At 59.3% G+C, this 25,613-nt stretch carries 25 protein-coding genes; 13 read left to right on the forward strand and 12 right to left on the reverse strand.

The window, feature by feature from the left end; all coding sequences use genetic code 11:
* Window positions 1–8 precede the first annotated feature (8 nt).
* Window positions 9–401: a 30S ribosomal protein S9 gene (gene rpsI / locus A7P95_RS01115; RefSeq protein WP_067589877.1), complete on the forward strand. Its 393-nt coding sequence runs from the start codon at window positions 9–11 to the stop codon at window positions 399–401.
* A 328-nt stretch (window positions 402–729) separates the two neighbouring features.
* Here rpsI and htpG read toward each other — a convergent pair whose 3' ends face one another.
* The 5 genes from htpG to A7P95_RS01140 all read right to left on the reverse strand — a co-directional run bounded on the left by htpG (window position 730) and on the right by A7P95_RS01140 (window position 7,368).
* A complete protein-coding gene (htpG, locus tag A7P95_RS01120; RefSeq protein WP_067589880.1) occupies window positions 730–2,628 on the reverse strand; it encodes a molecular chaperone HtpG in 1,899 nt (632 codons plus the stop codon).
* A 276-nt stretch (window positions 2,629–2,904) separates the two neighbouring features.
* Window positions 2,905–3,549 carry a response regulator gene (locus tag A7P95_RS01125; protein WP_067589883.1) on the reverse strand — a complete coding sequence of 215 codons (645 nt, stop codon included), beginning with the start codon at window positions 3,547–3,549 and terminating at the stop codon, window positions 2,905–2,907.
* A 204-nt stretch (window positions 3,550–3,753) separates the two neighbouring features.
* Entirely contained in the window at window positions 3,754–5,613 is a 1,860-nt protein-coding gene (locus tag A7P95_RS01130) for an ATP-binding protein (protein WP_067589886.1), read from the reverse strand.
* Between the two features lie 217 nt (window positions 5,614–5,830).
* Window positions 5,831–6,094: a 30S ribosomal protein S20 gene (gene rpsT, locus A7P95_RS01135; protein ID WP_003823349.1), complete on the reverse strand. Its 264-nt coding sequence runs from the start codon at window positions 6,092–6,094 to the stop codon at window positions 5,831–5,833.
* A gap of 200 nt (window positions 6,095–6,294) precedes the next feature.
* Window positions 6,295–7,368 (reverse strand): AI-2E family transporter, encoded by a 1,074-nt coding sequence (locus tag A7P95_RS01140; RefSeq protein ID WP_067589888.1) that lies wholly within the window; start codon window positions 7,366–7,368, stop codon window positions 6,295–6,297.
* 246 nt (window positions 7,369–7,614) lie between these two features.
* On the opposite strand from A7P95_RS01140, the gene A7P95_RS01145 reads away from it, so the two are divergent.
* Window positions 7,615–8,478, forward strand: a complete 864-nt coding sequence (locus A7P95_RS01145) for a DUF1853 family protein (RefSeq protein ID WP_067589891.1) — start codon at window positions 7,615–7,617, stop codon at window positions 8,476–8,478.
* A gap of 176 nt (window positions 8,479–8,654) precedes the next feature.
* On the opposite strand, the gene A7P95_RS01150 is transcribed toward A7P95_RS01145, so the two are convergent.
* The 7 genes from A7P95_RS01150 to A7P95_RS01180 form a co-directional block, all read right to left on the reverse strand.
* Entirely contained in the window at window positions 8,655–9,305 is a 651-nt protein-coding gene (locus A7P95_RS01150) for a MarC family protein (RefSeq protein ID WP_067589894.1), read from the reverse strand.
* A gap of 23 nt (window positions 9,306–9,328) precedes the next feature.
* Window positions 9,329–9,865, reverse strand: coding sequence for a cysteine hydrolase family protein (locus A7P95_RS01155; RefSeq protein ID WP_067589897.1), 537 nt, complete (start codon window positions 9,863–9,865; stop codon window positions 9,329–9,331).
* Window positions 9,866–10,130: 265 nt separating this feature from the next.
* Complete coding sequence (rodA, locus tag A7P95_RS01160) at window positions 10,131–11,243, reverse strand: rod shape-determining protein RodA (RefSeq protein ID WP_067589900.1); 1,113 nt, start codon at window positions 11,241–11,243, stop codon at window positions 10,131–10,133.
* Window positions 11,244–11,246: 3 nt separating this feature from the next.
* Window positions 11,247–13,304: a penicillin-binding protein 2 gene (mrdA, locus tag A7P95_RS01165; RefSeq protein ID WP_067589903.1), complete on the reverse strand. Its 2,058-nt coding sequence runs from the start codon at window positions 13,302–13,304 to the stop codon at window positions 11,247–11,249.
* On the reverse strand, window positions 13,301–13,804 hold the full coding sequence (mreD, locus tag A7P95_RS01170; RefSeq protein WP_067589906.1) for a rod shape-determining protein MreD: 504 nt from the start codon (window positions 13,802–13,804) through the stop codon (window positions 13,301–13,303). The genes mrdA and mreD overlap by 4 nt, the downstream gene beginning before the upstream one ends.
* Before the next feature lie 2 nt (window positions 13,805–13,806).
* Entirely contained in the window at window positions 13,807–14,682 is an 876-nt protein-coding gene (gene mreC, locus A7P95_RS01175; RefSeq protein WP_067589909.1) for a rod shape-determining protein MreC, read from the reverse strand.
* Window positions 14,683–14,796: 114 nt separating this feature from the next.
* A complete protein-coding gene (locus A7P95_RS01180) occupies window positions 14,797–15,831 on the reverse strand; it encodes a rod shape-determining protein (protein WP_067589912.1) in 1,035 nt (344 codons plus the stop codon).
* A 197-nt stretch (window positions 15,832–16,028) separates the two neighbouring features.
* Here A7P95_RS01180 and gatC point away from each other — a divergent pair, with 197 nt between their 5' ends.
* From gatC to clpP, 11 genes are all read left to right on the forward strand, one after another.
* Window positions 16,029–16,319, forward strand: a complete 291-nt coding sequence (gene gatC / locus A7P95_RS01185) for an Asp-tRNA(Asn)/Glu-tRNA(Gln) amidotransferase subunit GatC (protein ID WP_067589915.1) — start codon at window positions 16,029–16,031, stop codon at window positions 16,317–16,319.
* A 93-nt stretch (window positions 16,320–16,412) separates the two neighbouring features.
* A complete protein-coding gene (locus A7P95_RS01190) occupies window positions 16,413–16,919 on the forward strand; it encodes a hypothetical protein (protein ID WP_067589918.1) in 507 nt (168 codons plus the stop codon).
* A 179-nt stretch (window positions 16,920–17,098) separates the two neighbouring features.
* On the forward strand, window positions 17,099–17,824 hold the full coding sequence (locus A7P95_RS01195) for an SMI1/KNR4 family protein (RefSeq protein WP_067589921.1): 726 nt from the start codon (window positions 17,099–17,101) through the stop codon (window positions 17,822–17,824).
* Between the two features lie 56 nt (window positions 17,825–17,880).
* Complete coding sequence (locus A7P95_RS01200; RefSeq protein ID WP_067589924.1) at window positions 17,881–18,486, forward strand: DUF4240 domain-containing protein; 606 nt, start codon at window positions 17,881–17,883, stop codon at window positions 18,484–18,486.
* Window positions 18,487–18,533: 47 nt separating this feature from the next.
* Window positions 18,534–19,115 carry a DUF4303 domain-containing protein gene (locus A7P95_RS01205; protein WP_067589927.1) on the forward strand — a complete coding sequence of 194 codons (582 nt, stop codon included), beginning with the start codon at window positions 18,534–18,536 and terminating at the stop codon, window positions 19,113–19,115.
* A gap of 68 nt (window positions 19,116–19,183) precedes the next feature.
* On the forward strand, window positions 19,184–20,632 hold the full coding sequence (gene gatA, locus A7P95_RS01210) for an Asp-tRNA(Asn)/Glu-tRNA(Gln) amidotransferase subunit GatA (RefSeq protein WP_067589930.1): 1,449 nt from the start codon (window positions 19,184–19,186) through the stop codon (window positions 20,630–20,632).
* 30 nt (window positions 20,633–20,662) lie between these two features.
* Entirely contained in the window at window positions 20,663–21,046 is a 384-nt protein-coding gene (locus A7P95_RS11420; protein ID WP_156503455.1) for a hypothetical protein, read from the forward strand.
* A gap of 84 nt (window positions 21,047–21,130) precedes the next feature.
* On the forward strand, window positions 21,131–21,754 hold the full coding sequence (locus tag A7P95_RS01215; protein ID WP_067589933.1) for a trimeric intracellular cation channel family protein: 624 nt from the start codon (window positions 21,131–21,133) through the stop codon (window positions 21,752–21,754).
* Window positions 21,755–21,839: 85 nt separating this feature from the next.
* Window positions 21,840–23,270: an Asp-tRNA(Asn)/Glu-tRNA(Gln) amidotransferase subunit GatB gene (gene gatB, locus A7P95_RS01220; RefSeq protein WP_067589936.1), complete on the forward strand. Its 1,431-nt coding sequence runs from the start codon at window positions 21,840–21,842 to the stop codon at window positions 23,268–23,270.
* 236 nt (window positions 23,271–23,506) lie between these two features.
* Entirely contained in the window at window positions 23,507–24,811 is a 1,305-nt protein-coding gene (gene tig, locus A7P95_RS01225) for a trigger factor (RefSeq protein ID WP_067589939.1), read from the forward strand.
* Window positions 24,812–24,939: 128 nt separating this feature from the next.
* The gene (clpP, locus tag A7P95_RS01230) at window positions 24,940–25,560 is read left to right on the forward strand and encodes an ATP-dependent Clp endopeptidase proteolytic subunit ClpP (RefSeq protein ID WP_067589942.1); all 621 of its coding nucleotides are present in this window, start codon (window positions 24,940–24,942) and stop codon (window positions 25,558–25,560) included.
* Window positions 25,561–25,613: the final 53 nt, after the last annotated feature.

Below are 25,613 nucleotides of genomic sequence, written 5' to 3' on the forward strand. Positions count from 1 at the left end.
ACGACATTATGAACGGTAAATACTACTACGGCACCGGCCGTCGCAAGAGTTCTGTAGCCCGCGTGTTCCTGCAAAAAGGTTCCGGCAAGATTGTGGTGAACGGCCGCCCGGTGGACGAATTTTTCGCCCGCGAAACCAGCCGCATGGTGGTGCGCCAGCCTTTGGTGCTGACTGAAAACGCCGAAGCGTTCGACATCATGGTGAACGTGGTGGGCGGCGGCGAAACCGGCCAGTCCGGCGCCATCCGCCACGGCATCACCCGCGCCCTGATCGACTACGATGCCGGTTTGAAACCTGCCCTGTCTCAGGCTGGCTTCGTTACCCGCGATGCCCGCGAAGTGGAACGCAAAAAGTTCGGCCTGCGCAAAGCTCGCCGCGCCAAACAGTTCTCCAAACGCTAATCAGCTTTGGCAAAACAAAAGAGTCGGATTATTCCGGCTCTTTTTGTTTGCACGGATACTGCTGCTAAGTTTTCAGGTAGCCTCAAAGGCTACCTGAAAATATAGTGGATTAACAAAAAACGGGACAAGGCGGCGAGCCGCAGACAGTACAGGTAGTACGGCAAGGCGAGCCAACGCCGTAGCGTTTTTGTTAATCCACTATACTGTGAGCCATACAATATATGGCCAGACACTGACACTAAAGGCTACCTGAAAACGCCATGCGGCTGCTGCCGCGTAAACTTTTTCAGGTAGCCTCTTGCTTGCCCGGCACTTCGGCCGGAAGCGTTTATTTATCCAAAGCCAGCAACAAGCCGTTCATCCGTTTCACGAATGCGGCGGGGTTGTCCAGCTTGCCGCCTTCCGCCAGCAGAGCCTGCTCATACACCAGCTCGGCCAAATCGGTGCGTTGCGCTTCGTCTGCCGATTCGGCGATTTTGCGGATCAGAAGATGGCCCGGGTTGATTTCTAGTGTGGGTTTGGCGCTGGGAATCTGGTCGGCGGCGCCGGCGGCTTCCAACATCCGCGCCAGGTGGCGGCTCATGTCGTGCTCGCCTGCCACCAAGCAGGCCGGGCTTTCGGTGAGGCGGGAAGTGGCGCGCACTTCGGCCACTTTGTCGCCCAGCACGGCTTGGATGGCAGCGGCCACGTCTTTGCCCGCGGCTTCGGCCTTGGCCTGCTCGGCCTTTTCTGCTTCATCGGTGAGGCTGCCCAAATCGAGTTCGCCCTTGGCCACGCTGGCCAACGGTTTACCTTCAAATTCAAACAGGCTGCCCACTACCCATTCGTCCACGCGGTCGGTGAGCAGTAGCACTTCCACTCCTTTCTTGGCAAACACTTCCAAGTGCGGGCTGTTTTTGGCGGCGGCGTAGCTGTCGGCGGTGATGTAGTAGATTTTGTCTTGGCCTTCTTTCATGCGCGAAATGTAGTCGGCCAGGCTCACATTTTGCTCGGCGTTGTCGTTGTGCGTGCTGGCGAAGCGGCACAGGGCGGCGATTTTGTCTTTGTTGGCAAAGTCTTCGCCGATGCCTTCTTTCAACGCATTGCCGAAAGCCTGCCAAAATTCGGCGTATTTTTCCGGCTGGTTTTTCTGCAAATCATCCAGCAGCGAAAGCACTTTCTTCACGCTGCCGGCGCGGATGGCATCCAAATCTTTGCTTTCCTGCAAGATTTCGCGCGACACATTCAGCGGCAAATCGCTGCTGTCGATCACACCTTTCACCCAACGCAGATACAGCGGCATCAGCTTTTTGGCATCGTCCATGATGAACACGCGCTTCACATACAGCTTCACGCCGTGCTTGGGGTCGCGCTCGTAGAGGTCGTAGGGGGCGCGTTTGGGGATGTAGAGCAGGCCTGTATAGTCTTGGAGGCCTTCCACTTTGAAATGAGTCCAGGCCAGCGCGTTGTCGAAATCGTGGGCGACATGTTTGTAAAACTCTTGGTATTGCTCGTCGGTAATGTCTTGTTTCGGCAGCGTCCACAGGGCTTGGGCGCGGTTTACCACTTCCAGCTCGTCAGACGGCTTGAGGTTGCCTTCGCTGTCGTATTCCGGCGCTTTTTTCATGTAGATGGGCACGGAAATATGGTCGCTGTAGGTGGTGACGATGCGGCGCAGCGCCCAGTCGGAAAGCAGCTCGTCTTGGTCGGCTTTCAGGTGCAGGGTAACGCGGGTGCCGCGTTCGGCCTGCTCGATCGGCTCCACGGTAAATTCGCCGTCGCCGGCGGAAACCCAGCGCACACCTTGGCTGGCAGGCAGCCCGGCGCGGCGGCTTTCCACGCTGACTTTGTCGGCCACGATGAAGGCGGAATAAAAGCCGACGCCGAATTGGCCAATAAGGTGGGCGTCTTTCTGCGCATCGCCGGTGAGCTGCTCGAAGAAGGCTTTGGTGCCGGATTTGGCGATGGTGCCGAGGTGTTCGATGCTTTCGGCTTCGCTCATGCCGATGCCGTTGTCGGCCACGGTGAGGGTGCGCGCTTCGCGGTTGGCGGTGATGGTGATGGCCAGCTCGCCGCCGCCTTCCAGCAGCTCGGGGCGGTTTAGCGCTTCGAAACGCAGCTTGTCGCAGGCGTCGGCGGCGTTGGACACCAGCTCGCGCAGGAAGATTTCTTTGTTGGAATAGAGGGAGTGAATCATCAACTGCAACAGTTGTTTGACTTCGGTTTGGAATGCGTGGGTCTGTTTCATGATGTTAAATGGAATGAAATAAAAACGATGCTGTGCAAAATAGGGATGGGGCGGCGGGTTTCAAGTGCGGGCGCTTTAGCTTCCATAACATTCCAAGCAATTCGGCTCGCGGCAAGCGGAAAGTTTTCAGGTAGCCTGCTTCTCACAAGAGGCTACCTGAAAAATTGCAGGCATCAATCAAGCGGGCTATCCGCGCGGGCAACGAGCGCCCCGTCTGCCGCAACCATTTTCAGGTAGCCCTCCCCGCTGCCCAGAGGCTACCTGAAAAACCCAGACCTACTCCCCCTTATCCAGCCCTAATTCACGCGCATACACCGCCGCCTGCACGCGATTGTCCACGTTCAGCTTGCGGAAAATATTCTGCATATGCGCCTTCACCGTGTTTTCCGACACAAACACCCGCCGCGCAATCAGCTTGTTGCTGATGCCCTCGGCCACATAGCGCAACACGTCGCGCTCGCGCTGGGTGAGCGCTTCGAGCACGGCCGAATGCTCCGGCGGCAGGCTTTGGCCGCGTGCCGCCATTTCCGGCGACACGGTTTGCCGCCCCGCCACCGCCGCCCGGATGGCATCCACCAGAAAATCGGTATCCGCATTTTTCAGGATATAACCGCGCGCGCCCAGCTCGAGGCATTTTTGCAGGTTGGCCGCGTCTTCGGAAATGGTGAGCATCAGCACGGGCAGGTCGGGCTGGAAATCCAGCATCTGCGCCAGCGCCTCCGGCCCGTTCATCACCGGCATTTCCACATCGAGCAGCACCAAATCGGGGCGGCACACGCGCGCCAGCTTCACGCCCTCCAGCCCGTCAGCGGTTTCGGCGGCAATCTCAAAGCCGTATTCCTGCGCCAGCAGGAAACTCAGCCCGCGCCGGAACAGCGGATGGTCGTCCACCAAAAGGATTCGGATGTCTTCATTGCTCATCTGAGGCTACCTGAAAACTGTAAACATATAAAATACAAACAATTATAAACTCCGCTGCAATAAGCAGGCTACCTGAAAAGGCTACCTGAAAGCGCAGCTTCAACGCAGTTAAAACGATGTTTCCGAAGGAAGCTGAGTTTCTGCGAAGCTAAAACGCAGGCTGCAATGCGAGTTAAACCATCCCGGCACAGCCTGCCCACCCGGCTACACTGCCGGAATATGCAGCCGCACCTCCGTGCCGCCGCCCGGCTGCGACGCGATGCCGATTTGCGCACCGATTTTCTCCGCCCGCTCGCGCATCACGGCTAGGCCGATGTGTTGGCCGGGCGCGGCGGCGGTGGCCGCGACATCGAAGCCGCAGCCGTTGTCGCGTACAGTCATCGTGAAGCCGTCGGCGTTTTCCAGCCGCACTTCTGCCTGCGTGGCGGCGGCGTGTTTGCGGATGTTGGACAGCGCTTCCTGCAAAATAAACAGCGCCTGCGTTTGCTGCTCGCTGTTGAGCGGCCAGTCTCCTCCCGCCAAGTGCAGCGCCACGGGAATGCCGGATTGCCGCCGGCTGCGCTCGATCACGCTGCGCACGGTTTCGGCGAAATTGCCGTATTGCGGCTGGGCGCGGAAATGGTCGAGCAGCTCGCGCACGTCTTCGTAGCAATATTGGATGCCGTTGCGGATCATCTCGATATTGTCGCGCACCGATTTATCATCCGGCAACAATTTGTTTTTGCTGAGCATCTGAAAGCGCATATTGATAAACAACAGCGACTGCGCCAGGCTGTCGTGCAGGCTGCGGGCGATACGGTTGCGCTCTTCCAACACCGCATTTTGCTGCTTGAGCAACACCATCGCGGCGTTTTCGCGGGCAATGCCAAGCTGCGTGCACAACAGCCGGATCAGGCCCACATCGCGGGCAGAAAGCGAGCGCGGGTCGGCCAGCGCCAGCCAGCCGCGAAAGCCGCCCAGCGCCTCAACCGGCACCAGCGCCAGCATCTCCCCGCCCGCCTGCATCCACACCACCTCCCCCGCCCCACCCGCTTCCGGTGCATCAGGCTCGCCCGGCAGCTTGGCAGCCACATCCTCGGGCAGGCCGTGCACGCAGGCGGCGGCAAAGCCGTTTTCCGTGTGCCAAAACAAGCCGCCGCCCACGCTGTCGGAAAGGCGCAGCATCCGCTCCAAAAAGGCCTGCTCCACTTCGCTGCCGAAGCTTTGCTTGTGCAGATAGGAAGTTACGTAATACAGCATTTCCCACTCGCTTTTCTGGCGCAGCAGAGCGGCGGTTTTCTCCGTCACTTTGTCTTCCAAATGGGCATACATTTCCTGCAAGTTGCCGGCCATGCGGTTGAAACCGTCGGCCAGCGCTTCAAATTCATCGCCCGATGGGCGCAGGGCAAGGCGCGTGTCGAAACAGCCTTGGGTGAGCCGGCTCATGGCCTGATATAGCGCGCCCAAAGGCCGCAGCACCCCCTGCCGCAGCAGCCGGAAGCTAACCGCCGCCGACAGCACAATCAGCAGCACCAGCCCGATGCGCCCCATGCGCAGCCAGCCGATGCTGCGGGCATTTTGTTCTTCCAAAACTTGGGCATAGGCATCGATGCTGCGGTGCAGGCGCTCGGCCTGCCCGGCAAAGGCGGCAGCATCGGCCTGCCCGGCCAGGCCCAGCAGCGCGGCGGTTCGCGCGCGCACGTCGCTTAACCGGCCGGCCGCCGGCTCGCGCCACCAATTGCAGCACAAGCCGGGCTGCGGGTCGGCCAACCGCGCCAGCTCGGTTTCCACTTCTTTCACCGGCAGAGCCGCGCCCGGTTCGCGCACGGCGACGCTCAGGCGGTGCACACGGTCGTTCAGGCGCGCAGCCTGGTGGATGGCCGCCGCCCGCTCCTCCAGCCGCCACGTTACCGCGCCGGTGAGCGACACAAACAGCAGCAGCCCGCCCGCCAGCAGCCACACCGCCGCCCGCAGCCGTGCCGACAGGCTGCGGCGCAAAGCCTGCTGCGGCGGCAGGCTACCTGAAAACGGGTCGGGCGGGTTCGGCCACGGCGGCACGTCGTCGGAAATGATGTGTTTGGGCATGGACTTGGAGATGGGAAACAATGGAAGGTGGAGCGATTATAGCTGCTTTGTGCGGCAGCAAGGCTACCTGAAAATGTCGGCTTGATTGCGCCGAAACATCAGCCCGCCGGGTTGAGGCTGCCTTTTTTCAGGTAGCCTTTATCTTACCAAGCAAACAGGCAAAACAAAGCCGCATCTGTTTATCATCAGATGCGGCAGCGTCGATACAGGCAGGCGTTTAGGCCATGGCTTTGATTTTGGCGGCCAAACGGCTCTTATGGCGGGCAGCCTTGTTTTTGTGGAACACGCCTTTGTCGGCAATGCGGTCCATCACTTTGGTGGCAGCCACGAATTCGGCTTGGGCGGCGGCTTTGTCGCCACTTTCAACAACTTTCAAAACTTTCTTTACCGCAGTGCGGAAAGCAGTACGCAGGCTGGCATTGTGTGCACGGTTTTTCTGCGACTGGCGGGCGCGTTTGCGTGCCTGGGCGCTATTGGCCATATGAAAAATCTCCTGATAAGTAAAATAAAATCCGTAAGCGCGGCATTTTACTGGCGATATTGTTTAAATGCAAGCAGGTAATGGGTACTTTGCCGGCAGATTGCGGCAGGCAGGCGGGCTTGCAACAAATCTGCCCGCCGGAAGGCGGCCTGAAAATGCAGCGGCAGATTTTTCAGGTAGCCCCTATGGCCCGCCCGGCCTCACTTCTCGCTACGGTAAAACCGGCTACCCATATAGGCCGAGGCCGCCTCGCGCAGCAGCACCAGCGTCACCGCCGCCAAAGGCAGCGCCAGCAGCATGCCCACAAAGCCAAACAGGCTGCCGAAGGCCATCAGGGCGAAAATCACCCAAAACGGCGACAGGCCGATGCGGTCGCCCACAATCTTCGGCGTGATGAAGAAGCTCTCCAGAAACTGCCCCACCGCAAACACCGCCCACACCGTGAGCAGCCCCTGCCAAGTGCCGAATTGCAACAGCGCCGCCATCGTGGCCAGCAGCAGCCCGGTGAACGCCCCCAAATACGGCACAAACACCAGCAGCCCAGCCACCATGCCGATAGCAAAGCCCGATTCCAGCCCCGCCAGCATCAGGCCCAAACCGTAGAGCAGCCCCATCACCAGCATCACCGTGAGCTGCCCGCGCAAAAATTCGCCCAACACCGTATCCATATTGCCGCCGATGCGCGTGTAGGCCGCCAGATAGCGGCGCGGCACCATCTTCCTGATGCCTTCCGTCCAGCGCGCCCAATCCAGCAGGAAGTAGTAGAGCAAAAAGGGCAGCAGCGCCAAATTGCCCGCCATCGAAACCAGGCTGCCGCCCTGCGCCATCAACGCCGACACCGCCTTGGAAAGATTGGCGCGAATGCTGCCCAAATGCTGGGTGAGCAGCGCCGTTACCGATTCCTCGTTCAGCACAAAATGCGTGCCCAACGCATGATTCAGCCGCGGCAGCGCCTTCTGCTGCACAAACGCCACCAGCGCCGGCAATTTTTCCAGCAAACTGCCAAACTGCTGCACCAGCATCGGCACCACAATCAGCAGCAGCAACACCAAAAGCAGCAGCGCAAACACCATCACCAGCATCGAAGCCACCGAGCGCCGCACCTTGTGCCGGCAAAGCTTCTCCACCAGCGGGTTCAAAATATAAGCCAGTACCGCCGCCGTAATAAACGGCGAGAGCACATCCCGCATCTGCACCACCAGCGCCACCACCGTGAGCAACACCGCCAAGCCCACCGCCCACGGCAGCCAGCCGCGTTTCTTTGCCTGATACATCCGTCTTTTCCTATCAAAATAAACATTTCCGGCCAAGAGCCGTGAGGCGCGCATTATCCGGCGTCGCGCCGCAAAACACAAACCCTCTGCCGCCGCCCCCCAAGCCAAAGCCCGCCCAAAACGCAGCTTCAATGCAACAAAACAGCCGCCAAACCATTTTTCAGGTAGCCTCTTCCCTGCCAAGCACCCTTTTCAAAGCCACTTATTTTCAGGTAGCCTTAAGCCCCCTTCCCAGCGCATTCCCCCATGAACTACGCCCTCGACGCCCTCTGGTGGCAGCTGCGCCACCCCGCCGCCCGCGACCTCGCCGCCCTGCTCACCGCCCCGCCCCTGTGGCACAGCGGCTGCGAGCTCCCCGTAGCCAAACTGCTCGGCGAACACGGCTTCCGCTTCCTGCTCCGGCTCGACCAAGAGCCCGCCCCCCTGCAACACTGGCTTCAGCAAGAAGCCCCCTTCGGTCAGCGCCTCGGCCACTACGCCGAAAGCCTGCTCGCCTTCTGGCTCAGCCACGCCCCCCATTGCCAACTCATCGCCCGCAACCACCCCATCCGCGATACAAACGGCCGCACCCTCGGCGCCGCCGACTTCCTCTGCCTCATCCACCGGCAGCCCCACCACCTCGAGCTCACCTGCAAATACTACGGCGGCCGCAGCCCCGCCGAACTGCGCGGCCTCAACCCCGCCGACACCCTCCCCCACAAAGCCGCCAAACTCCGGCAGCAAACCCAACTGCTGCACAGCCCCGCCGCCCAAGCCCAACTGCCGCACAGCTTCCAAGGCTACCTGAAACCTCCCCACGCCCCGCTCCACACCGCCACCATCGTGCGCGGCATCGGCTTCACCCCAAACGGCACACCCAACGGCGCCCCGCTCAACCCCCTCGGCTGGAGCGGCCTGCTGCTCAAAGTATGGGCCGACTATCCCGCCCAGCCCCAGCAGCGCCTCCACCCCCTGCCCCGCCTCGCCTACCTCGCCCCCGCCCGCGTGCCCATTGAGCACACCCTCACTGCCGCCGAGCTCGCCAGCCAGCCGCCCGGCCTCATCGCCGTGGTTGAGCCGCGCCCCGACGGCCTGTGGCACGAAACTCAGCGCCTGATGCGCCTGCCATAGCCGCAGAAAACCGAAGCCGGATATTTTTCAGGTAGCCTCCAATCTGTACTCAGGCTACCTGAAAATAGAAACCGCACAGCATCAGCACCTTTTCAGGTAGCCCCTCCCCTACGCCCATCCCGCATAAAACAACAGGGCGGGTATCCCCGCCCTGCATCACAGCCAGCAATTTCCCATTAGCCCATAATTTTCAAGCCCGGGAACAAACCGCGCAAACCAGAGAGCACAATCTCCACCGCAATCGCCGCCAGCAGCAGGCCGGACACACGGTTGATGATTTTGATGCCCACGCTGCCGAGCAGCTTGCTCAACCTGGCCGCACCCGCCAGCAGCAGATAGCAGGCCACCCCCACCATAAAGCAGGCGGCCAGCAGCTGCACAGCGTCAATCCACGTTTTCACATGGCTGCTGTGAATAATCACAATGGAGAAACCGCCCGGGCCCACGATAATCGGCGTGGCCATCGGCACCACGGCAAAAGCAAACTGCTTCTCCGGCGGCAGGCTCGAATGCTCATGCTCATTGTTGAAACTAGGCTTCACCGGATTGTCTTCGCCGCCCATCATGCTCAGGGCAATCACAAACACCAAAATCCCGCCGGAAATCTGGAAAGCCGGAATGCTGATGCCCAACACTTTCAGCAGCGGCGTGCCGATCACCCCGGCCACCACCATGCACACAAAAGCGCTCATCGCCACCAGGCGCGCGGTTTTGCGCTGCTCCTTCGGCGTGAAGTTTTCTGTTTTCTCCACAAAGTAGCCCAGTGCAATCAATGGGTTGTTCAGCACAATCAGGCTGGTAAACAAATATAGGGTATAGGTAATCATCTTTTTTCTCTCAAACAATTCAATCAGGCAGACAGCAGCGCCACGGCTTCGTCCACGCTCGGCATGGCGGCAAAACGGTCGCGCATAATATCGAAATTGTGGTGCTCATACAGCTCTTGCGCCGACCAGCGGCCGTTGCCCAGCGTGCTGTTGGCGCCTTCCGGCAAAATCACTTCAAAGCCCAAATCGCTGGCGGTGCGCACCGTGGTTTCCACGCAGTATTCGGTCATCATGCCGGCCACCACCAGGCGCGCCACGCCCTTGCCGTGCAGATAATCCAACAAATCCGTGCCGCGGAAGGCGCTGCTATACCATTTATCCACCACCTTTTCGCCGGGCTGCGGCGCCACGGCGGCGGCAATCTGCCAGCCGGGCGTGTGCGGCGCAAAGGGCGAGCCAGCTTCGTTTTCGTTGTGGCGCACATAAATCACTTCGTGCCCGTGCGCACGGGCGGCGGCCAGCAGGCGGCCGATGGCGGCGAGCATTTCCGCGCCGCGATACGCGCCCATATCCAGCAGCGCCTGCTGGGTGTCGATGACCAGTAAAACGGTTTTCTTCATGTTGTTCTTTCTGTGGCGAAGGCTACCTGAAATTTCGGCTTCAGCGCAGCCAAAAACAATAAGCCCGGCGCAGGCCGGAGCAATGCCGCTATTTTATACGCGCGGCGCGGGCTTTGCTATGGAGGAACACCACACTGGGTCAAATATATAGCGGATTCAACACACCTAGCGGCCATTTTGCATGGGAAATCCCTACCTACGGCAAAGGCTACCTGAAAGCGTGAGCTTCGCAGAAACTCACTACGTTCGTTTTCAGGTAGCCTGCTTACATCTTGGTCTGCTGGTTGCTGATGCCCATCAGCATGGCGATGATGATCATGATGGAGAGCGTGGCCGTGCCACCGTAGCTCACCAGGGGCAGCGGCACGCCCACCACCGGCAGAATGCCGCTCACCATGCCCATGTTCACGAAAATATAGCAAAACAGCGTCATGGTGAGTGCGCCGGCCAAGGTGCGGCTGTAGAGCGTGGGCGCTTTGGCGGCAATGTAGAGGCCGCGCCCCAGCATCACGGTGTACACCAGCAGGAGCAGGATGTTGCCGATGAGGCCGAATTCTTCGCCATACACGGCAAAGATGAAGTCGGTGGTGGATTCGGGGATGTAGTCGAGATGGGTTTGCGTGCCGTTGAGCCAACCTTTGCCCCAGATGCCGCCGGAGCCGATGGCGGTCATCGACTGCAAAATGTGGTAGCCGGCGCCGAGCGGATCTTTACTTGGATCAAGCAGGGTGAGTACACGGGTGCGCTGGTAGTCGTGCATCACATAATTCCACATCAGCGGCAGCGAGGCGAAAAAGCCCACCACCGACACGGCAATCACGCGCCACGACAGCCCGGCGAAAAACATCACAAACAGCCCGGAAGCCATAATCAGCACCGCTGTGCCCAAATCGGGCTGCTTCAAAATCAAGAACACCGGCGCCATCACCAGCCCCAGCGCGCCCAAATAATGCTTCCAATCCAGCTCCGTTTCGTGCTTCTGCAAAAACCAGGCCACCGTCATCGGCAGCGCGATTTTCATCAGCTCGGAAGGCTGCAGGCGCACGATGCCCAAGTTCAGCCAGCGCTGCGAGCCGTTTACGGTGATGCCGAAAAAGTGCACGCCGATCAGCATCAGCAGGCTGAAGGCATACAGCAGCACGGCAAAATTGCCCAACACCTGCGGCCGCGTGCGGGCGATGCCCCACAGCAGCACGAAGCCCAATACCGTGTGCAGGGTTTTGTTTTCCAGCTGGCCGATGCTCTGGCCGTCGGCCGAATACAGCAGAAACAGGCTCATCACATAGATGGCGAGCATGCTGTAAAACAGCCACATATCCATCGGCTCCCAGATTTTCTGCCAATAGCGGCGGATTGAACGGACGGGATGTTGTTGCATGGCTTATCGCACCTCCGACGCGGCGGCGGGCTGGCTGGCCGGAAGGCTACCTGAAACCGCCTGATAGGCAGACAGCGTGCGCACCGCCTGGGCATGGATGATCGGATATTCGGTTTGACTCATCGCCCCGGCGCCGGGCACGGCCGGCTTGGGCAAGGGCAGGTCTTTGCCATTTTCGCCCTGCAGCTGGAGCAGGTAGAAATCGGCCAGCTGGCGGGCAATCGGCGCGGCGTTGGCGCCCCAACCGCCGTTTTCCAGCAACACGGCAATGGCGATTTTCGGATTTTGCACGGGCGCAAAGGCGATAAACCAGGCGTGGTCGCGGTGCTGCTCGGCCAGCGCCGCCGCATTATAGGATGCGCCCTGCCGAATCTGCACCACCTGCGCGGTGCCGGTTTTGCCGCCCATGCTGTATTTCAGCCCGCTGCCCACGCGCCAGGCCGTGCCGCCCGGGCGCAGCACGCGCTCCATGCTCTGCTTCACAAAGGTGAAATATTCCGGCTTGAACGGCAGGCGGGCGCTGGGCTCGGTGCCCACCAGCATGCGGGTTTGGTTTTGATGATCAATCAGCTCGCGCACCAGATGCGGGCGGTACATCACGCCGTCATTGGCCAGGGTGGCGGTGGCGTGCGCCATTTGCAGCGGCGTGTAGGCGTTGTAGCCCTGCCCGATGCTCACCGGCACCATATCGGCCGGATTCCAGCGGCGGGCGGATTCGTTGCGGGCGTTGGCAAAACGGCGCGCTTTCCATTCGGGGCTGGGCAGGATGCCTTTGTATTCGTTGGGCAGGTCGATGCCGGTTTGCCGGCCGAAACCGAAGTGCGCCAGATAGGGGTAGGCTTTGTTGATGCCCATTTCGTAGCCCAGGCGGTAGAAGAAGGTGTCGGACGATACTTGGATGGCCTTGCCCAAATTGGCCGAGCCATGCCCGCTGCGCACCGAATCGCGGAACTGGTGTCGGCTGCCGGGAATGCTCCACGCGCCGGGGGCGGGCAGCACGGTATAGGGCGTAATCTGCCCGCTTTGCAGTGCGGCCATGCCCATGAAGGGCTTGAAGGTGGAACCGGGCGGATACAGGCCTTGGGTTACGCGGTTGATCAACGGGCGCTGCCAATCTTCGTTCAGGCTTTTCCAGGTGTCGCCGTCGATGCCGTCGATAAACAGGTTGGCATCGTAGGACGGCTTGGACACCAAAGCCAGCACGCCGCCGCTTTGCGGGTCGATCGCCACCACCGCGCCGCGCCGGTTGCCCAGCAAATCGCTGGCTTTCTGCTGCATGCGGATGTCGAGCGACAGGCGCAGGGTTTGCCCGCTCACCGCCGGCGCGGTTTTCAGGGTGCGCACGATGTTGCCCTGCGCGTCTTTTTCCACTTCCTGATAGCCGGGCATGCCGTGCAGCTGCTGTTCGTAGAAGTTTTCCAAGCCCATTTTGCCGATGTGGGTGGTGCCGCGGTAAAGCTCGTAGCGGTCTTCGCTTTCCAGACGGTCACGGTCTTTGTCGCTGATGCGGCCGATGTAGCCGAGGATGTGGGTGGTGAGCTCGCCGTAGGGGTATTCGCGGAAGGTGCGGGCGTTCACTTCCACGCCTTTGAAGCGGAACAGCACCGCAGCCAGTCTGGCGGATTCTTCGGTGCTCAGTTTCAGTTTCAGCGGGATGCGTTCATAAGAGCGGGAATCGGCGCGGAAACGCTGAAAGCGTTTCAAATCGGCCTCGCTGATGTCCACATAGGAGCTCAGCGCCGGCACCAATTCCTCGATTTTCATTTCCAATTCGTTTGGGATGATTTCCAGCGAATAGGCCGGATAATTGTGAGCCAGCACCACGCCGTTCACATCGGTGATTTCGCCGCGAATCGGCGGAGTGGGGATAAGGGAGATGCGATTGGTGGCGGCTTTGGCCACGAATTCTTCGTGCCGGGCTACCTGAAGCCGCACAAATTGCCACACCAACACGCTGAAAAACACCAAAATCATAGCAAAAGCCACCATCAGCCGCAGCAGGTAATCCTTCTGCCGGCGGCGGACAGGTTTGGCAGGCGTGTAATGGCGGCGCGACTTCATTTGCGGTTACGGCGGAAATGGGCGATGGCGAGCATCATATTGTTGAGCTGCGGCCACAAGAGGCCGGTGGTGACCGAGGGCAGCCACAGCCGCCACAACGAAAACGGCTGCTGCTGAAACAGGCTCACCAAGAAAATCACCGTTTGGCTGGCCAACATCGCGCCGGCCATCGCCACCGCCTGCCAGCCGAAAGAATTGAGCGCAATCTGCCGCCGCTTGCGTTCAATCAGAAACGCCGCCACGGTATAGGCCAAAGCATGCTGCCCCAAGAGCGAATTGCTGCCGATGTCCACCAGCAGGCCGATGCAGAATGCCGCGCCAATGCCGATCAGCTGCGGGCGGTGCAGCAGCCAATAAGCCAGCAGAATCAGCGTGAAATCCGGCAGCGGATACACCCAGGGCGGCGGCACCGGAATAAAATCCAGCAGCAACACCAGCAAAAAGCTGAACGCCACCCAGCGTTTGGGCGTGGCTTCTTTGAGCGGGTTCACCGGCGCCATGGCTACTCCTCCTCGGCCGGGGCGGAAGCACTTTCAGGTAGCCTGGCGGCGGCCTGCGGCTTCTGCGGAATCACCAGCACATAGCTGCTGCTGTTTAAATGGGCGGCCGGTTGCAGCGTGGTGCGGTAATACGGCGTGCCGGAATTGCGGTCGGCACGCAGCACCTTGGCAATCGGGATGCCGGCCGGGTAGATGCTGTCGATGCCGGAGGTCACCAGCAAATCGCCTTCTTTCAGCTCTGCCGATACCGGAAAATAGCGCAAATCCAGCATATCGCCGCGCCCGTACACCAGCGTGCGCACCCCGCTCTCGGCCACCATCGCCGGAATCACAAACTGGCGGTGGTTGATCAGCGTCACCTCCGCCGTGGCCGGCTGCACGGCGGTAACCTGGCCGATTAAGCCCTGCTCGTCGCTCACCGGGTCACCCACTCGGATGCCGCTGCCGCTGCCCTTGGTAATCAAGATGCGGTCGGCCTGCGGGATGCGCCCGTTGGACACAATCTCCGCCAGCACGGCCTGCGGTGTCAGAAGCGGCTGCAGGCGGTTGAGCGTTTTCAGTTCGCCCAATTCGCGCGCCGCTGGCGCCTGCAACTGCAACTGCATGCTCAGGCGGGCGTTTCCTTCTTTCAGGCGGGCGTTTTCAACCAGCAGCTGCTGTTTGTCCTGCATATAGGACGTGCCGCTGCGCACCCATTGGGCCGGCTGGCGCGCCACCCACTGCAGCGGATACAGCCCAGTGGCCACATAAGATTTGGCCTGCTGCAAGGCGGCATAGCGGTTGTCGAGCACCATCAGCGCCATCGACAGCATGCCCAGCAGCACCAGCTTGCCGGCGGGCGTGATAATCGGGCTGACGAAATTGATTTCTTGCGACATGGGGGATACAGGCTACCTGAAAACTGAAAACACAATACCAACAGGCATGTCTGGAAAGGGAAGCCGGTATTCCGCGCCAAGCAGCGTGTGCCGGGCGGAATACCGGGGAAGAAATTATACGGTGGTGAACACGGAATTCATCTTGCCGATGTAATCCAAAGCTTTGCCCGAACCGCGCACCACGCAGGTGAGCGGATCTTCGGCAATGCTCACCGGCAGGCCGGTTTCCTCGGCCAGCAAGCGGTCCAAACCGTTGAGCAGCGCGCCGCCGCCGGTGAGCACCAGGCCGCGGTCGGCAATATCCGCGCCCAGCTCGGGCGGGGTTTGCTCCAGCGCGTTTTTCACGGCCTGCACGATTTGGTTCAGCGGCTCGGCCAAGGCTTCTAGCACTTCGTTGGAGCTGATGGTGAAGGCGCGCGGCACGCCCTCGGCCAGGTTGCGGCCCTTGGCTTCGATTTCGCGCACGGCGGTGCCCGGGAAAGCGGTGCCGATGGCTTTTTTGATTTCCTCGGCGGTGGTTTCGCCGATCAGCATGCCGTAGTTGCGGCGCACGTAGTTGATAATGGCTTCGTCGAAGGCATCGCCGGCCACGCGGATGGAATGGGAATACACCACGCCGGTGAGGGAGATGATGCCCACTTCGGTGGTGCCGCCGCCGATGTCCACCACCATGGAGCCGGTGGGCTCTTCAATCGGCAGGCCGGCGCCGATGGCTGCGGCCATAGGCTCTTCAATCAGGTTTACCGAAGCCGCACCGGCCTGCTTGGCCGAATCGTGAATCGCTTTGCGCTCCACCTGGGTGGAGCCGCAGGGCACGCAAATCACGATGCGCGGCGCGGCGGCGAAGCGGCTGTTGTTCACTTTGCGGATGAAGTGCTTGAGCATTTTTTCGGTTACGTCGAAATCGGCAATCACGCCGTCTTTCATCGGGCGCACGGCCTGAATCGTGCCGGGCGTGCGGCCCAACATGCGCTTGGCTTCCGCACCCACCGCCACCGTGGCATTGTTGTTGCTCATGTCGTTGGGCAGCGCCACCACCGAGGGCTCGTCCAAAACGATGCCGCGGCCTTTGATGTAAATCAGGGTGTTGGCCGTACCTAAGTCGATGGCCAGATCATTGGAGAAATATCGGGTGAGAAAGCGGAACATGCTTTAAATCCTAGCGTTTGAATACAGAGAAAACCAAGCCTGATGAGAACCGGCGCATTTTCAGGTAGCCTCTTCACACGCCGTGCCGAGCGGCAGGCTTTTAGGCTATAATCCGAGCTTTGCAAGCCGGTTTTGATTGAAACGCGTAATGATACCCGAGATTGGGCGGTTTGCTAAACATAATTTAAGGAAATTTTATGTCGCTTACACTTTCCGACGTCGAAAAAATCGCCCGCCTGTCGCGCCTGAGCCTGGACGAAACCGAGAAAAACACCGTGTTGGGCGAGCTCAACGGCATTCTCGACATGGTGGCGCAAATGCAGAGCGTGAACACCGACGGCGTCGAGCCGATGACCCATCCGCACGAAGTCGCCCTGCGCCTGCGCGAAGACCAAATCACCGAAACCGACCACGCCGCCGAATACCAGGCCTGCGCCCCCGAAGTGCGCAACCGCCTGTATATCGTGCCGCAGGTGATTGAAGAATAATTTTCAGGTAGCCTTTACCCGCAGCAGGCTACCTGAAAAATATCCGCTTCCGCATAGCCGACCCAATGCACCCCCTCTGCCCACCCCGACACCATGAAAAAATTCCTCCTTGCCGCCCTCTTCGGCCTCCTCGCCGCCGGCGTTCACGCCGAAGTGAGTCCTGCCGAACGCGAAGCCAACCCCAAAGCCGCCGAACTGGCGCAAACCAAGCTGGGCGAGCCCGTGCGCCTCTACAGCTACCAAAGCGACGACGACGGCGCCTACACCGCCCATCTCTACCCCGACACCATCCGCCCCCTCGGCGAAGGCTGGTATGCCGCCGTATCGCGCCACCGTTCGCAACGCGGCGACACCGAGCCCTATATGCTCGTGCTCGACTGGGTATTTTGCGGCAGCGGCAAGCAGCAGTCCGTGATGAGTGCGCTGGCCCTGTTTGACGCCGACGGCAAACCCAACGGCCTGAAAGACACCCACCCCTATGCCAAACCCGCCGAACTGAGCGAAGGAGACATCGGCGAGCTCAACGCTCCCGAAGGCGAAGAAAAACACAGCGCCGAAATGGTGCAGGCCGTATGCAGCCGCGTGGAAGCACGCAAATAGCGCAACCCAGTTTTCAGGTAGCCTCCCGCATCAATCAGGCTACCTGAAAGCGCGAGCTTCAACGCAGCTAAACGAGCAAAGCAAGTTTCTGCGAAGCGAAAACGCAGGCCGCAACACGGCAAAACCCGCCGCGATATTTTTCAGGTAGCCCGAAACGCCCGCCCAGCAAAGACCACCCCATGCCCATCCCGCCGCCCCTCTCCCCCGCCCTCGCCGCCTTCTACCAAACCGTGCACGGGCTGGAAACCAACGGATACCTGCCCCTGCATTACCCCGCAAACGGCAACCCAAACGCATTCCGCAGCGATTATTTCGGCGATGAATACCCCCACCGCCACATCATCGCCCTCAACAGCATGGACGATTTCTTTTTTGTAGACGACCGCGAAGCCGCGCAAGGTTTTCCCGTGTATTTCTGCTACCACGACGGCGATTGGGAGCAGCCCTTTGCCGTATCTCCCGCTTTGGCAGAATTTGCCCGCTTCCTGCTGCGCCTGCGCCAAATCATGGAAACGGGGCAAGACAGCAGCCAAACCGCCGACTTCATCGCCCGACATTGCGACGTGGCGCACAACGGATTCTGGCAGGAAGTGCACCAAAGCCTGTGCGAACAAAAAGAGCTGGAAGCCGAGTGGGCGCGCCAAGAAGCCCTCCGCCAAGCCAAAATTGCCGGCGGCGACTGGGTGTTCGGCCACATCGTGATTACCGACTTGGGCCAAGCCAAAACCAAAGTGGCCGCCCGCATGAAACAGCTCCACGGCCTAAGCACCGCCGAAGCCCTGGCCGCCGCCAACCGCCTCCCCATCCTCTACCGCAGCGGGCTGTGGCAATATATGCGCGCCCATTTGGAAGAACTGCATTCGTGGGGCGTCAGCGCGCAATTCGTCCCTCAGTCCGAGCAATAACAGTTTTCAGGTAGCCTCTTTTTCAGGCAGCCTGAAAACAGAACGGCAGCAACACCATGACCCCGAACGACTTTTGGCACATCATCGAACAAGCCCGACCCGCATCGCACAGCATCGCCGAGTTCAACCACAACCTCGGCCGCGCACTGGCCGCGCTGCCCGACGAAGACTTGCTGTATTTCCATGATTTTTTTGAACACTACGAAACCGCCGTCATCGCCAGCCCCAACCAGCTCATTTGGTCCGCCCTGTCGCTGGTGCACGGCGGCAAACACGCCTACCACACCTACGGCTTTGCCGCCTGGCTGATTTTGCAGGGCAAAAGCACCTATCTTGCCGTATTGCACGATGCCGACCGCCTTGCCGACACCGCAGCCGCCCCCGACTATTGCAGCGGCTGCCTGAAAGGGCACGAACACGAATTTCCCGAGCAGCGTTATCTCGCCGGCAAAATCTACCGCGAACGCACCCGCACCGGCATCCGCGCCTTCAAAAAAACCGCCGCCGAATTCGCCAAAAAAGCCCATGCCCAATGGCAAAACACCGCGCGGCAGGAATTGGACATCCCCGTCTGCCCCCGCGACAGGAATTGGACAATGGAAGACCTCGCCGCCGTGCTGCCCAACACCTACCGCAAATACATCCTGCACCAACACAGTTAAAGGCAGAATCCGATTTTTCAGGTAGCCCCAAAACCCGAAGGAAACCCATGCCCGCCGAAGCACAAACCCTGCACCACACCGCCGCCGCCCACATCCGCCAATGCTTCGCCCGCATCAGGCAGCAGGCCGAACAGGACGGCAAAGACATCGCCGCCTATTATTTCTATTTGGTGGACGACTTTTTCGCCGCCGGCAACGCCGCCATCACCCGCCAAGATTTCGCCGCCTTCGCCGCCCGGCACGCAGACGACTACCCGAACTGCACCCTGCTGCACGCCATTTGGGACGGCCGATGCACACTGTACGAAGGCGACGACGAAATCCAAAATATTTCAGACAACTGGCTGGAAAACCAAAGCAAACTCTACCAAACGGCCTACCGCAGCATAGAAAACCTAGGCGGCGACGAAGATGCCTACCAACAAAAACGCGCCGCATACGAAACCGCCCTGATTGCCGCCCTGCAACAATGCGACCGAGAAGGCCTGTTCGGCAACCGCGCCGAAAACGGCATCCTGCTGTTTGCATTTTATATTGATGACTACGACGAAAATGACGGACAATCCCTGCTTTACCGTTCCACCACGCAGCTCAACCCGGCGGATACCTACCAAAAACTGGCAGGCTGATATTTTCAGGCAGCCTCACACCCAATTAACCCTTTTAAAATCCAATACATTTCCAAGCGAAAGACCTTATGACCACCTACACCCTCAAACAAGCCAGCACCCTGCTGCAATCCAAACAAACCTCCGCCGTCGAACTCGCGCAGGAATACCTTGCCGCCATCGCCGCGCAAAACCCCGCCATCAACGGCTACATCACGCTGGACGCGGAAAAAACCCTCGCCGAAGCCCGCGCGGCGGACGAACGCATCGCGCAAGGCAGGGGTGGCGCGCTCACCGGCGTGCCCGTCGCCTACAAAGACATCTTCTGCCAAACCGGCTGGCGCAGCGCGTGCGGCTCGAAAATGCTCGACAACTTCGTCGCCCCCTACACCGCCACTGTGGTGCAAAACCTGCTCGACGCGGGCATGGTAACGCTCGGCCGCACCAATATGGACGAATTCGCCATGGGCTCGACCAACGAAAGCTCGTTCTATGGCGCAACCAAAAATCCGTGGCATACCGAACACGTTCCCGGCGGCTCGTCCGGCGGTTCGGCAGCCGTGGTGGCCGCGCGCCTTGCCCCCGCCGCGCTCGGTTCGGACACCGGCGGCTCCATCCGCCAGCCCGCCGCCCACTGCGGCATCACCGGCATCAAGCCGACTTACGGCATCGTCTCCCGCTTCGGCATGGTGGCCTACGCATCCAGCTTCGACCAGGCCGGCCCGATGGCGCAAACCGCCGAAGACTGCGCTATTTTGTTGAACGCGATGGCGGGCTTTGACGAGCGCGATTCCACCAGTCTGGAACGCGAAAAAGAAGACTACACCCGCGATTTAAACCAACCGCTCAAAGGCTTGCGCGTCGGCCTGCCCAAAGAATACTTCACCGCCAGCAACAGCCCCGATGTGCAGGCTGCCTTGGAAAACGCCAAAACCCTGCTGCAACAACAGGGCGCGGAATTGGTGGAAGTTTCCCTACCGCAAACCGAGCTTTCCATCCCCGCGTATTACGTGCTCGCCTCCGCCGAAGCCAGCACCAACCTCTCGCGCTACGACGGCGTGCGCTACGGCCACCGCGCCGCCCAGTTCGCCGACTTGGACGAAATGTACAGCCGCACCCGCGCCGAAGGCTTCGGCAGCGAAGTGAAACGCCGCATCATGATTGGCACTTATGTGTTAAGCCACGGATATTACGACGCTTATTACCTGAAAGCGCAAAAACTGCGCCGCCTCGTCGCCAACGATTTTCAGGTAGCCTTCGCCCAATGCGACCTCATCCTCGCCCCCGCCGCGCCCACCGCCGCACCCAAACTCGGCGAGCTGAACCAAGACCCCGTGCAGGCGTATCTCTCTGATATTTATACCATCGCCGTCAATCTCGCCGGCCTGCCTGCCCTGTCCCTGCCCGCAGGCTTTGCCGCCAACGGCCTGCCCATCGGCGTGCAGTTGATTGGCAACTATTTTGCCGAAGCCAAAATCCTTGGCGCGGCGCACCAGATGCAGTTGGCGAGCGATTGGCATACGAAAGTACCGGAGTAAAAATTTTCAGGTAGCCAAAAAATGGTTTTTATGCTTAAAAAACACATTATTGCATTACTTCTTACTTTCCCACTAATAGTACAAGCGGAGAGCTGCCTGAATTACGGCTGTGTCGTTTTATGGCGCAGACAAGCATATGACGAAGCTGTGTTACCCCAATGGAACCAATTGAAAAAATTGGTAGAAAAACAATCTATATCTGATAGAGAAGCTTCTTTCATTTTGAATCACTATCAAGAATGGCGCGATATAAGCCTGAATGAATGTGAAGCGTACACACAAGAAGTGAGGCTGATAACACAGGACAAAAGGCAACAAGTCTCTACCTGTGTCAGCAGCATGATTGATAGGCGCGTGCTATTTCTAAAACAGAAACTTTCATACTTAAGAAACAATATACATTCAACATTTTAACTGAAAATTAAACCTAACCTTTCAGATAGATTTCCTTAGATAGATTTCCTTATCAATCGGCTACCTGAAAACCGAAATTACCCCATGACCTCCACCGATTTCATCCAAATCATCGGCACCGCCGCCTTCGCCGTATCCGGCTACCTCGTCGGCTACGGCAAGCGGCTCGACGTGCTCGGCGTCATCATCACCGCCCTGCTCACCGCTGTGGGCGGCGGCATGATGCGCGACGCCCTGGTCGGGCAAATCCCACAGGTATTCCAGCACACCGACGCGCTGATTGTCGTGTTTGCTACCCTCGCCCTCGCCTGGCTGCTGCGCCTGCAACGCTACCGCCGCACCTACCTGGCCGCCGCCTTCCTCATCGCCGACGCCATCGGCCTGGCCGCCTTCAGCATCACCGGCGCGCAAATCGGCATCGGCCTGCATCTAAACCTGTTCGGCGTCATCGTGCTCGCCTTCGTTACCGCCGTGGGCGGCGGCATCGCCCGCGACATTTTGGTAAACGACGTACCCATCGTATTGCGCGCCGACCTTTACGGCAGCGTCGCCATCCTCATCGGCGGCCTGATGTACCTCTTCGCGCGGCTCGGCTGGATCAACGCCTTCACCCTACACCTGCTGTTTGCCGCCGGCCTATTCCTGCGCCTGGCCGCCTACCGCTTCCACTGGCAGCTCCCCGGCTTCCAGCCGCACCGAAGGAAATAACGGAGGCTACCTGAAAAACAGATGGCATATTTTTCAGGTAGCCTTTGCAAACGATTAACCCTTTTCTCAATAGAAAGAACCTGCTATGACCTGGGAAACCGTAATCGGACTGGAAATCCACGTCCAACTCAACACCCAATCCAAAATTTTCAGCGGCGCATCGACCGCATTCGGTGCAGAACCCAACGCACACGCCAGCGTGGTGGAATGCGCCTTGCCGGGCGTTTTGCCCGTGATGAACCGCGAAGTCGTTGAAAAAGCCATCAAATTGGGCTTGGCTTTGGATGCGAAAATCAACCGGAAAAACGTGTTCAACCGCAAAAACTACTTCTATCCCGACCTGCCAAAAGGCTATCAAATCAGCCAGTTGGACTTGCCGATTGTGGAACACGGCAAGCTGGAAATCGTTGTCGGCGATGAAGTCAAGACCATCAACGTAACCCGCGCGCATATGGAAGAAGACGCGGGCAAATCCGTGCATGAAGGCTTGAACGGCGCGACCGGTATCGACCTGAACCGCGCCGGCACGCCGCTGCTGGAAGTGGTATCCGAACCCGAAATGCGCTCCGCTGCCGAAGCCGTGGCCTACGCCAAAGCCCTGCACGGTCTGGTAACTTGGCTGGACATCTGCGACGGCAATATGGCGGAAGGCTCGTTCCGCGTCGATGCCAACGTATCCGTGCACCCGAAAGGTCAGGCGGAGTTCGGCACGCGCCGCGAGATTAAAAACCTCAATTCCTTCCGCTTCTTGGAGCAGGCGATTAATTACGAAGTGGAAGCGCAAATCGAAATTTTGGAAGACGGCGGCAAAGTACAGCAGGCAACCATGCTGTTCGACCCCGAAAAAGGCGAAACCCGCGTGATGCGCCTGAAAGAAGACGCACACGACTACCGCTACTTCCCCGACCCCGACCTGCTGCCCGTCATCATTTCAGACGGCCAAATGCAGAAAGCCAAAGACGAAATGCCCGAGCTGCCGAAAGAAATGGCGGCGCGTTTCGTGGCGGATTACGGCGTGAGCGAATACGACGCGCGTCTCTTGACCGCCAGCCGCGTGCAGGCTGCCTATTTTGAAGAAGCCGCCAAAGCCAGCGGGCAAGGCAAATTGGTTGCCAACTGGATGAACGGTGAATTGGCCGCCGCGTTGCACAAAACCGAACTGGGGCTACCTGAAAGCCCGATTACCGCGCCGCGCCTTGCCGAACTGGTGGGCAAAATCGCCGACGGTACTTTAAGCAGTAAATTAGCGAAAAAAGCCTTTGAAGCCATGTGGGCAGAACCCGAAGCCTCCATCGCCCAAATCATCGAAAAACACGGCTTGCAGCAGATTACCGACACGGGCGCGATTGAAGCGATGGTCGATGAAGTGTTGGCAAACAACGCCAAAGCCGTCGAGCAGTTCAAATCGGGCAACGACAAAGCCCTGAATGCGATTGTGGGGCAGGTGATGAAGGCCAGCAGGGGCAAAGCCAATCCCGCGCAAGTGCAGGAGTTGGTGCGCGCAAAATTGCAGTAAGGCAGGTTGAGGCTACCTGAAAATTAGGAATACGTTTTTCAGGTAGCCTCCAACCCTCCGCCCAAACCCAAACCGCGCCACAATTCCGCCGCCGGATACTGCCCGCAACCCCAAGTTATGATACACTTGCGGCTTTCATTTGCCGCCGGCACCCGCTTAAGCGCGCCGGCTAATTCCAACTTTTCCGCCGGGCATCCCGCCTGTCGGCTTGATCAACACGAAAACAAGGTTTTACGATGAGCGTAACAATAGAAAAACTGGAAGGTCTAGAACGCAGCCTGCAGCTCGAGCTGCCGTGGGCAGAAATTGAAGCAGCCGTGCAAAAACGCCTGCAAGCCACCCAAAAACGCGCCCGGGTAGATGGCTTCCGCCCCGGCAAAGCGCCGCTGCGCATGATTGAATCCATGTATGGCGCCGGCATCCGCGACGAAGTAATGAACGAGAGCCTGCGCCGCAAGTTCGCCGAAACCATCGACACCGAAGAAATCCGCTTCGCCGGCCTGCTCGCTTTCGATGCGGCCGAGCAGCAGGATGACGAAAAAGTATTCAAAGTAAACGCCCGTTTCGAAGTGTTCCCCGAAATCGCCGTGGGCAACTTGGCCGACCAGGAAATCGAAAAAGTGGTGTGTGAAGTGGGCGAGGAAGAAGTGGAAAAAACCATCGACATCCTGCGCCGCCAGCGCACCCGCTTCAACCGCGTGGAACGCGAAGCCAAAGACGGCGACCGCGTGATCATCGACTTTGCCGGCACCATCGACGGCACCCCGTTTGAAGGCGGCTCTTCGCAAAACTACCCCTTCATCCTCGGCCAAGGCCAAATGCTGCCGGAATTTGAAGCCGGCATCCGCGGCATGAAAGAAGGCGAAACCAAAGACGTTCCCGTAAACTTCCCCGCCGACTACCACGGCAAAGAAGTGGCCGGCAAAACCGCTGTATTCGCCATCACCCTGCGCAACGTGGCCGAAGCCGTGCTGCCCGAAGTGGACGAGCAATTCGCCAAATCCTTGGGCATCCCAGACGGCGACGTGGCCAAAATGCGCGAAGAAGTGAAGAAAAACATTGAGCGCGAAGTGACCCGCCGCGTGGAAGCGCAAACCAAAGACAACGTGATGAAAGTGCTGCTGGACGTTACCCCCGTTGAGCTGCCGAAAACCCTGGTGCAGGAAGAAACCGCTCGCCTGGCCAGCAACGCGCGCAACAACCTGATCAACCAAGGCATGAAAGCAGAAGATTTGGATCTGTCCGACAGCCTCTTTACCGAGCAGGCCGAGCGCCGCACCGCCTTGGGTTTGATTTTGTCTGAGCTGGTGGCCGAGCACAAACTGGAACCCTCCGATGACCAAATCAAAGCCGTGGTGCAAAACTTCTCCGAAAGCTATGAAGACCCGCAGGAAGTGGTGGATTGGTATTTTGCCGACCGCTCCCGCCTAGAAGGCCCGATTTCCATGGCCGTGGAAGCCAATGTGGTGGACTACGTGCTCGGTCAGGCCAAGGTAAACGAGAAAAAACTGAGCTTCGACGAAGTGATGGGCCAGCAGTAACAGGCTACCTGAAAAATACTGGCTTCAACCAAGCGCAAAGCTGAAGCCAGCATCTGCCACAACAAAAAGCACCGAGGCCGCCTCCGCCGCCGAGGTGCTTTTTCCCAAACACCCCTTGCGAGGACAATATGAATTCCGTAATTGAAAACAACTACCTGGTGCCCACCGTTATCGAGCAGAGCGGCCGCGGCGAACGCGCCTTCGACATCTACTCCCGCCTGCTCAAAGAGCGGATTATCTTCCTGGTCGGCCCGGTGGACGACCACAGCGCCAACCTGGTTGTGGCTCAACTGCTGTTTCTGGAAAGCGAAAACCCCGATAAAGACATCTTCCTCTATATCAACAGCCCGGGCGGCTCCGTTACCGCCGGCATGTCGATCTACGACACCATGAACTTCATCAAGCCCGACGTGTCCACCCTCTGCCTCGGCCAGGCCGCCAGCATGGGCGCCTTCCTGCTTTCCGCCGGCGCCAAAGGCAAACGTTTCGCCCTGCCCAACAGCCGCGTGATGATCCACCAGCCGCTCATCAGCGGCGGCCTCGGCGGCCAAGCCTCCGACATCGAAATCCACGCCAAAGAGCTGCTCAAACTGAAAGCCAAGCTCAACCAGCTCCTGGCCGAACACTGCGGCCGCACCCTAGACGAACTGGAACGCGACACCGACCGCGACAACTTCATGTCTGCCGAAGAAGCCCAAGCCTACGGCCTCATCGACCAAGTCCTCTCCAGCCGCAGCGACATCAAATAACGCCTTCCGGCAAACCATAAAGGCTACCTGAAAAACCCAATCCGTTTTTCAGG

Origin of the sequence: Eikenella longinqua (assembly GCF_001648355.1) — a bacterium.
Lineage (GTDB): Bacteria > Pseudomonadota > Gammaproteobacteria > Burkholderiales > Neisseriaceae > Eikenella > Eikenella longinqua.

Excerpts from the sequence above, each read along its gene's own strand:
- A7P95_RS01145 (WP_067589891.1), top strand. The coding sequence starts at position 7,615 with ATGAACTACGCCCTCGACGCCCTCTGGTGGCAGCTGCGCCACCCCGCC.
- gatA (WP_067589930.1), top strand. The coding sequence starts at position 19,184 with ATGACCACCTACACCCTCAAACAAGCCAGCACCCTGCTGCAATCCAAA.
- mrdA (WP_067589903.1), bottom strand. The coding sequence starts at position 13,304 with ATGAAGTCGCGCCGCCATTACACGCCTGCCAAACCTGTCCGCCGCCGG.
- mreC (WP_067589909.1), bottom strand. The coding sequence starts at position 14,682 with ATGTCGCAAGAAATCAATTTCGTCAGCCCGATTATCACGCCCGCCGGC.
- rpsT (WP_003823349.1), bottom strand. The coding sequence starts at position 6,094 with ATGGCCAATAGCGCCCAGGCACGCAAACGCGCCCGCCAGTCGCAGAAA.
- A7P95_RS01180 (WP_067589912.1), bottom strand. The coding sequence starts at position 15,831 with ATGTTCCGCTTTCTCACCCGATATTTCTCCAATGATCTGGCCATCGAC.
- A7P95_RS01200 (WP_067589924.1), top strand. The coding sequence starts at position 17,881 with ATGACCCCGAACGACTTTTGGCACATCATCGAACAAGCCCGACCCGCA.
- tig (WP_067589939.1), top strand. The coding sequence starts at position 23,507 with ATGAGCGTAACAATAGAAAAACTGGAAGGTCTAGAACGCAGCCTGCAG.
- A7P95_RS01125 (WP_067589883.1), bottom strand. The coding sequence starts at position 3,549 with ATGAGCAATGAAGACATCCGAATCCTTTTGGTGGACGACCATCCGCTG.
- A7P95_RS01190 (WP_067589918.1), top strand. The coding sequence starts at position 16,413 with ATGAAAAAATTCCTCCTTGCCGCCCTCTTCGGCCTCCTCGCCGCCGGC.
- A7P95_RS01155 (WP_067589897.1), bottom strand. The coding sequence starts at position 9,865 with ATGAAGAAAACCGTTTTACTGGTCATCGACACCCAGCAGGCGCTGCTG.
- gatC (WP_067589915.1), top strand. The coding sequence starts at position 16,029 with ATGTCGCTTACACTTTCCGACGTCGAAAAAATCGCCCGCCTGTCGCGC.
- mreD (WP_067589906.1), bottom strand. The coding sequence starts at position 13,804 with ATGGCGCCGGTGAACCCGCTCAAAGAAGCCACGCCCAAACGCTGGGTG.
- clpP (WP_067589942.1), top strand. The coding sequence starts at position 24,940 with ATGAATTCCGTAATTGAAAACAACTACCTGGTGCCCACCGTTATCGAG.
- A7P95_RS11420 (WP_156503455.1), top strand. The coding sequence starts at position 20,663 with ATGCTTAAAAAACACATTATTGCATTACTTCTTACTTTCCCACTAATA.
- gatB (WP_067589936.1), top strand. The coding sequence starts at position 21,840 with ATGACCTGGGAAACCGTAATCGGACTGGAAATCCACGTCCAACTCAAC.
- rodA (WP_067589900.1), bottom strand. The coding sequence starts at position 11,243 with ATGCAACAACATCCCGTCCGTTCAATCCGCCGCTATTGGCAGAAAATC.
- rpsI (WP_067589877.1), top strand. The coding sequence starts at position 9 with ATGAACGGTAAATACTACTACGGCACCGGCCGTCGCAAGAGTTCTGTA.
- htpG (WP_067589880.1), bottom strand. The coding sequence starts at position 2,628 with ATGAAACAGACCCACGCATTCCAAACCGAAGTCAAACAACTGTTGCAG.
- A7P95_RS01140 (WP_067589888.1), bottom strand. The coding sequence starts at position 7,368 with ATGTATCAGGCAAAGAAACGCGGCTGGCTGCCGTGGGCGGTGGGCTTG.
- A7P95_RS01130 (WP_067589886.1), bottom strand. The coding sequence starts at position 5,613 with ATGCCCAAACACATCATTTCCGACGACGTGCCGCCGTGGCCGAACCCG.
- A7P95_RS01150 (WP_067589894.1), bottom strand. The coding sequence starts at position 9,305 with ATGATTACCTATACCCTATATTTGTTTACCAGCCTGATTGTGCTGAAC.
- A7P95_RS01195 (WP_067589921.1), top strand. The coding sequence starts at position 17,099 with ATGCCCATCCCGCCGCCCCTCTCCCCCGCCCTCGCCGCCTTCTACCAA.
- A7P95_RS01215 (WP_067589933.1), top strand. The coding sequence starts at position 21,131 with ATGACCTCCACCGATTTCATCCAAATCATCGGCACCGCCGCCTTCGCC.
- A7P95_RS01205 (WP_067589927.1), top strand. The coding sequence starts at position 18,534 with ATGCCCGCCGAAGCACAAACCCTGCACCACACCGCCGCCGCCCACATC.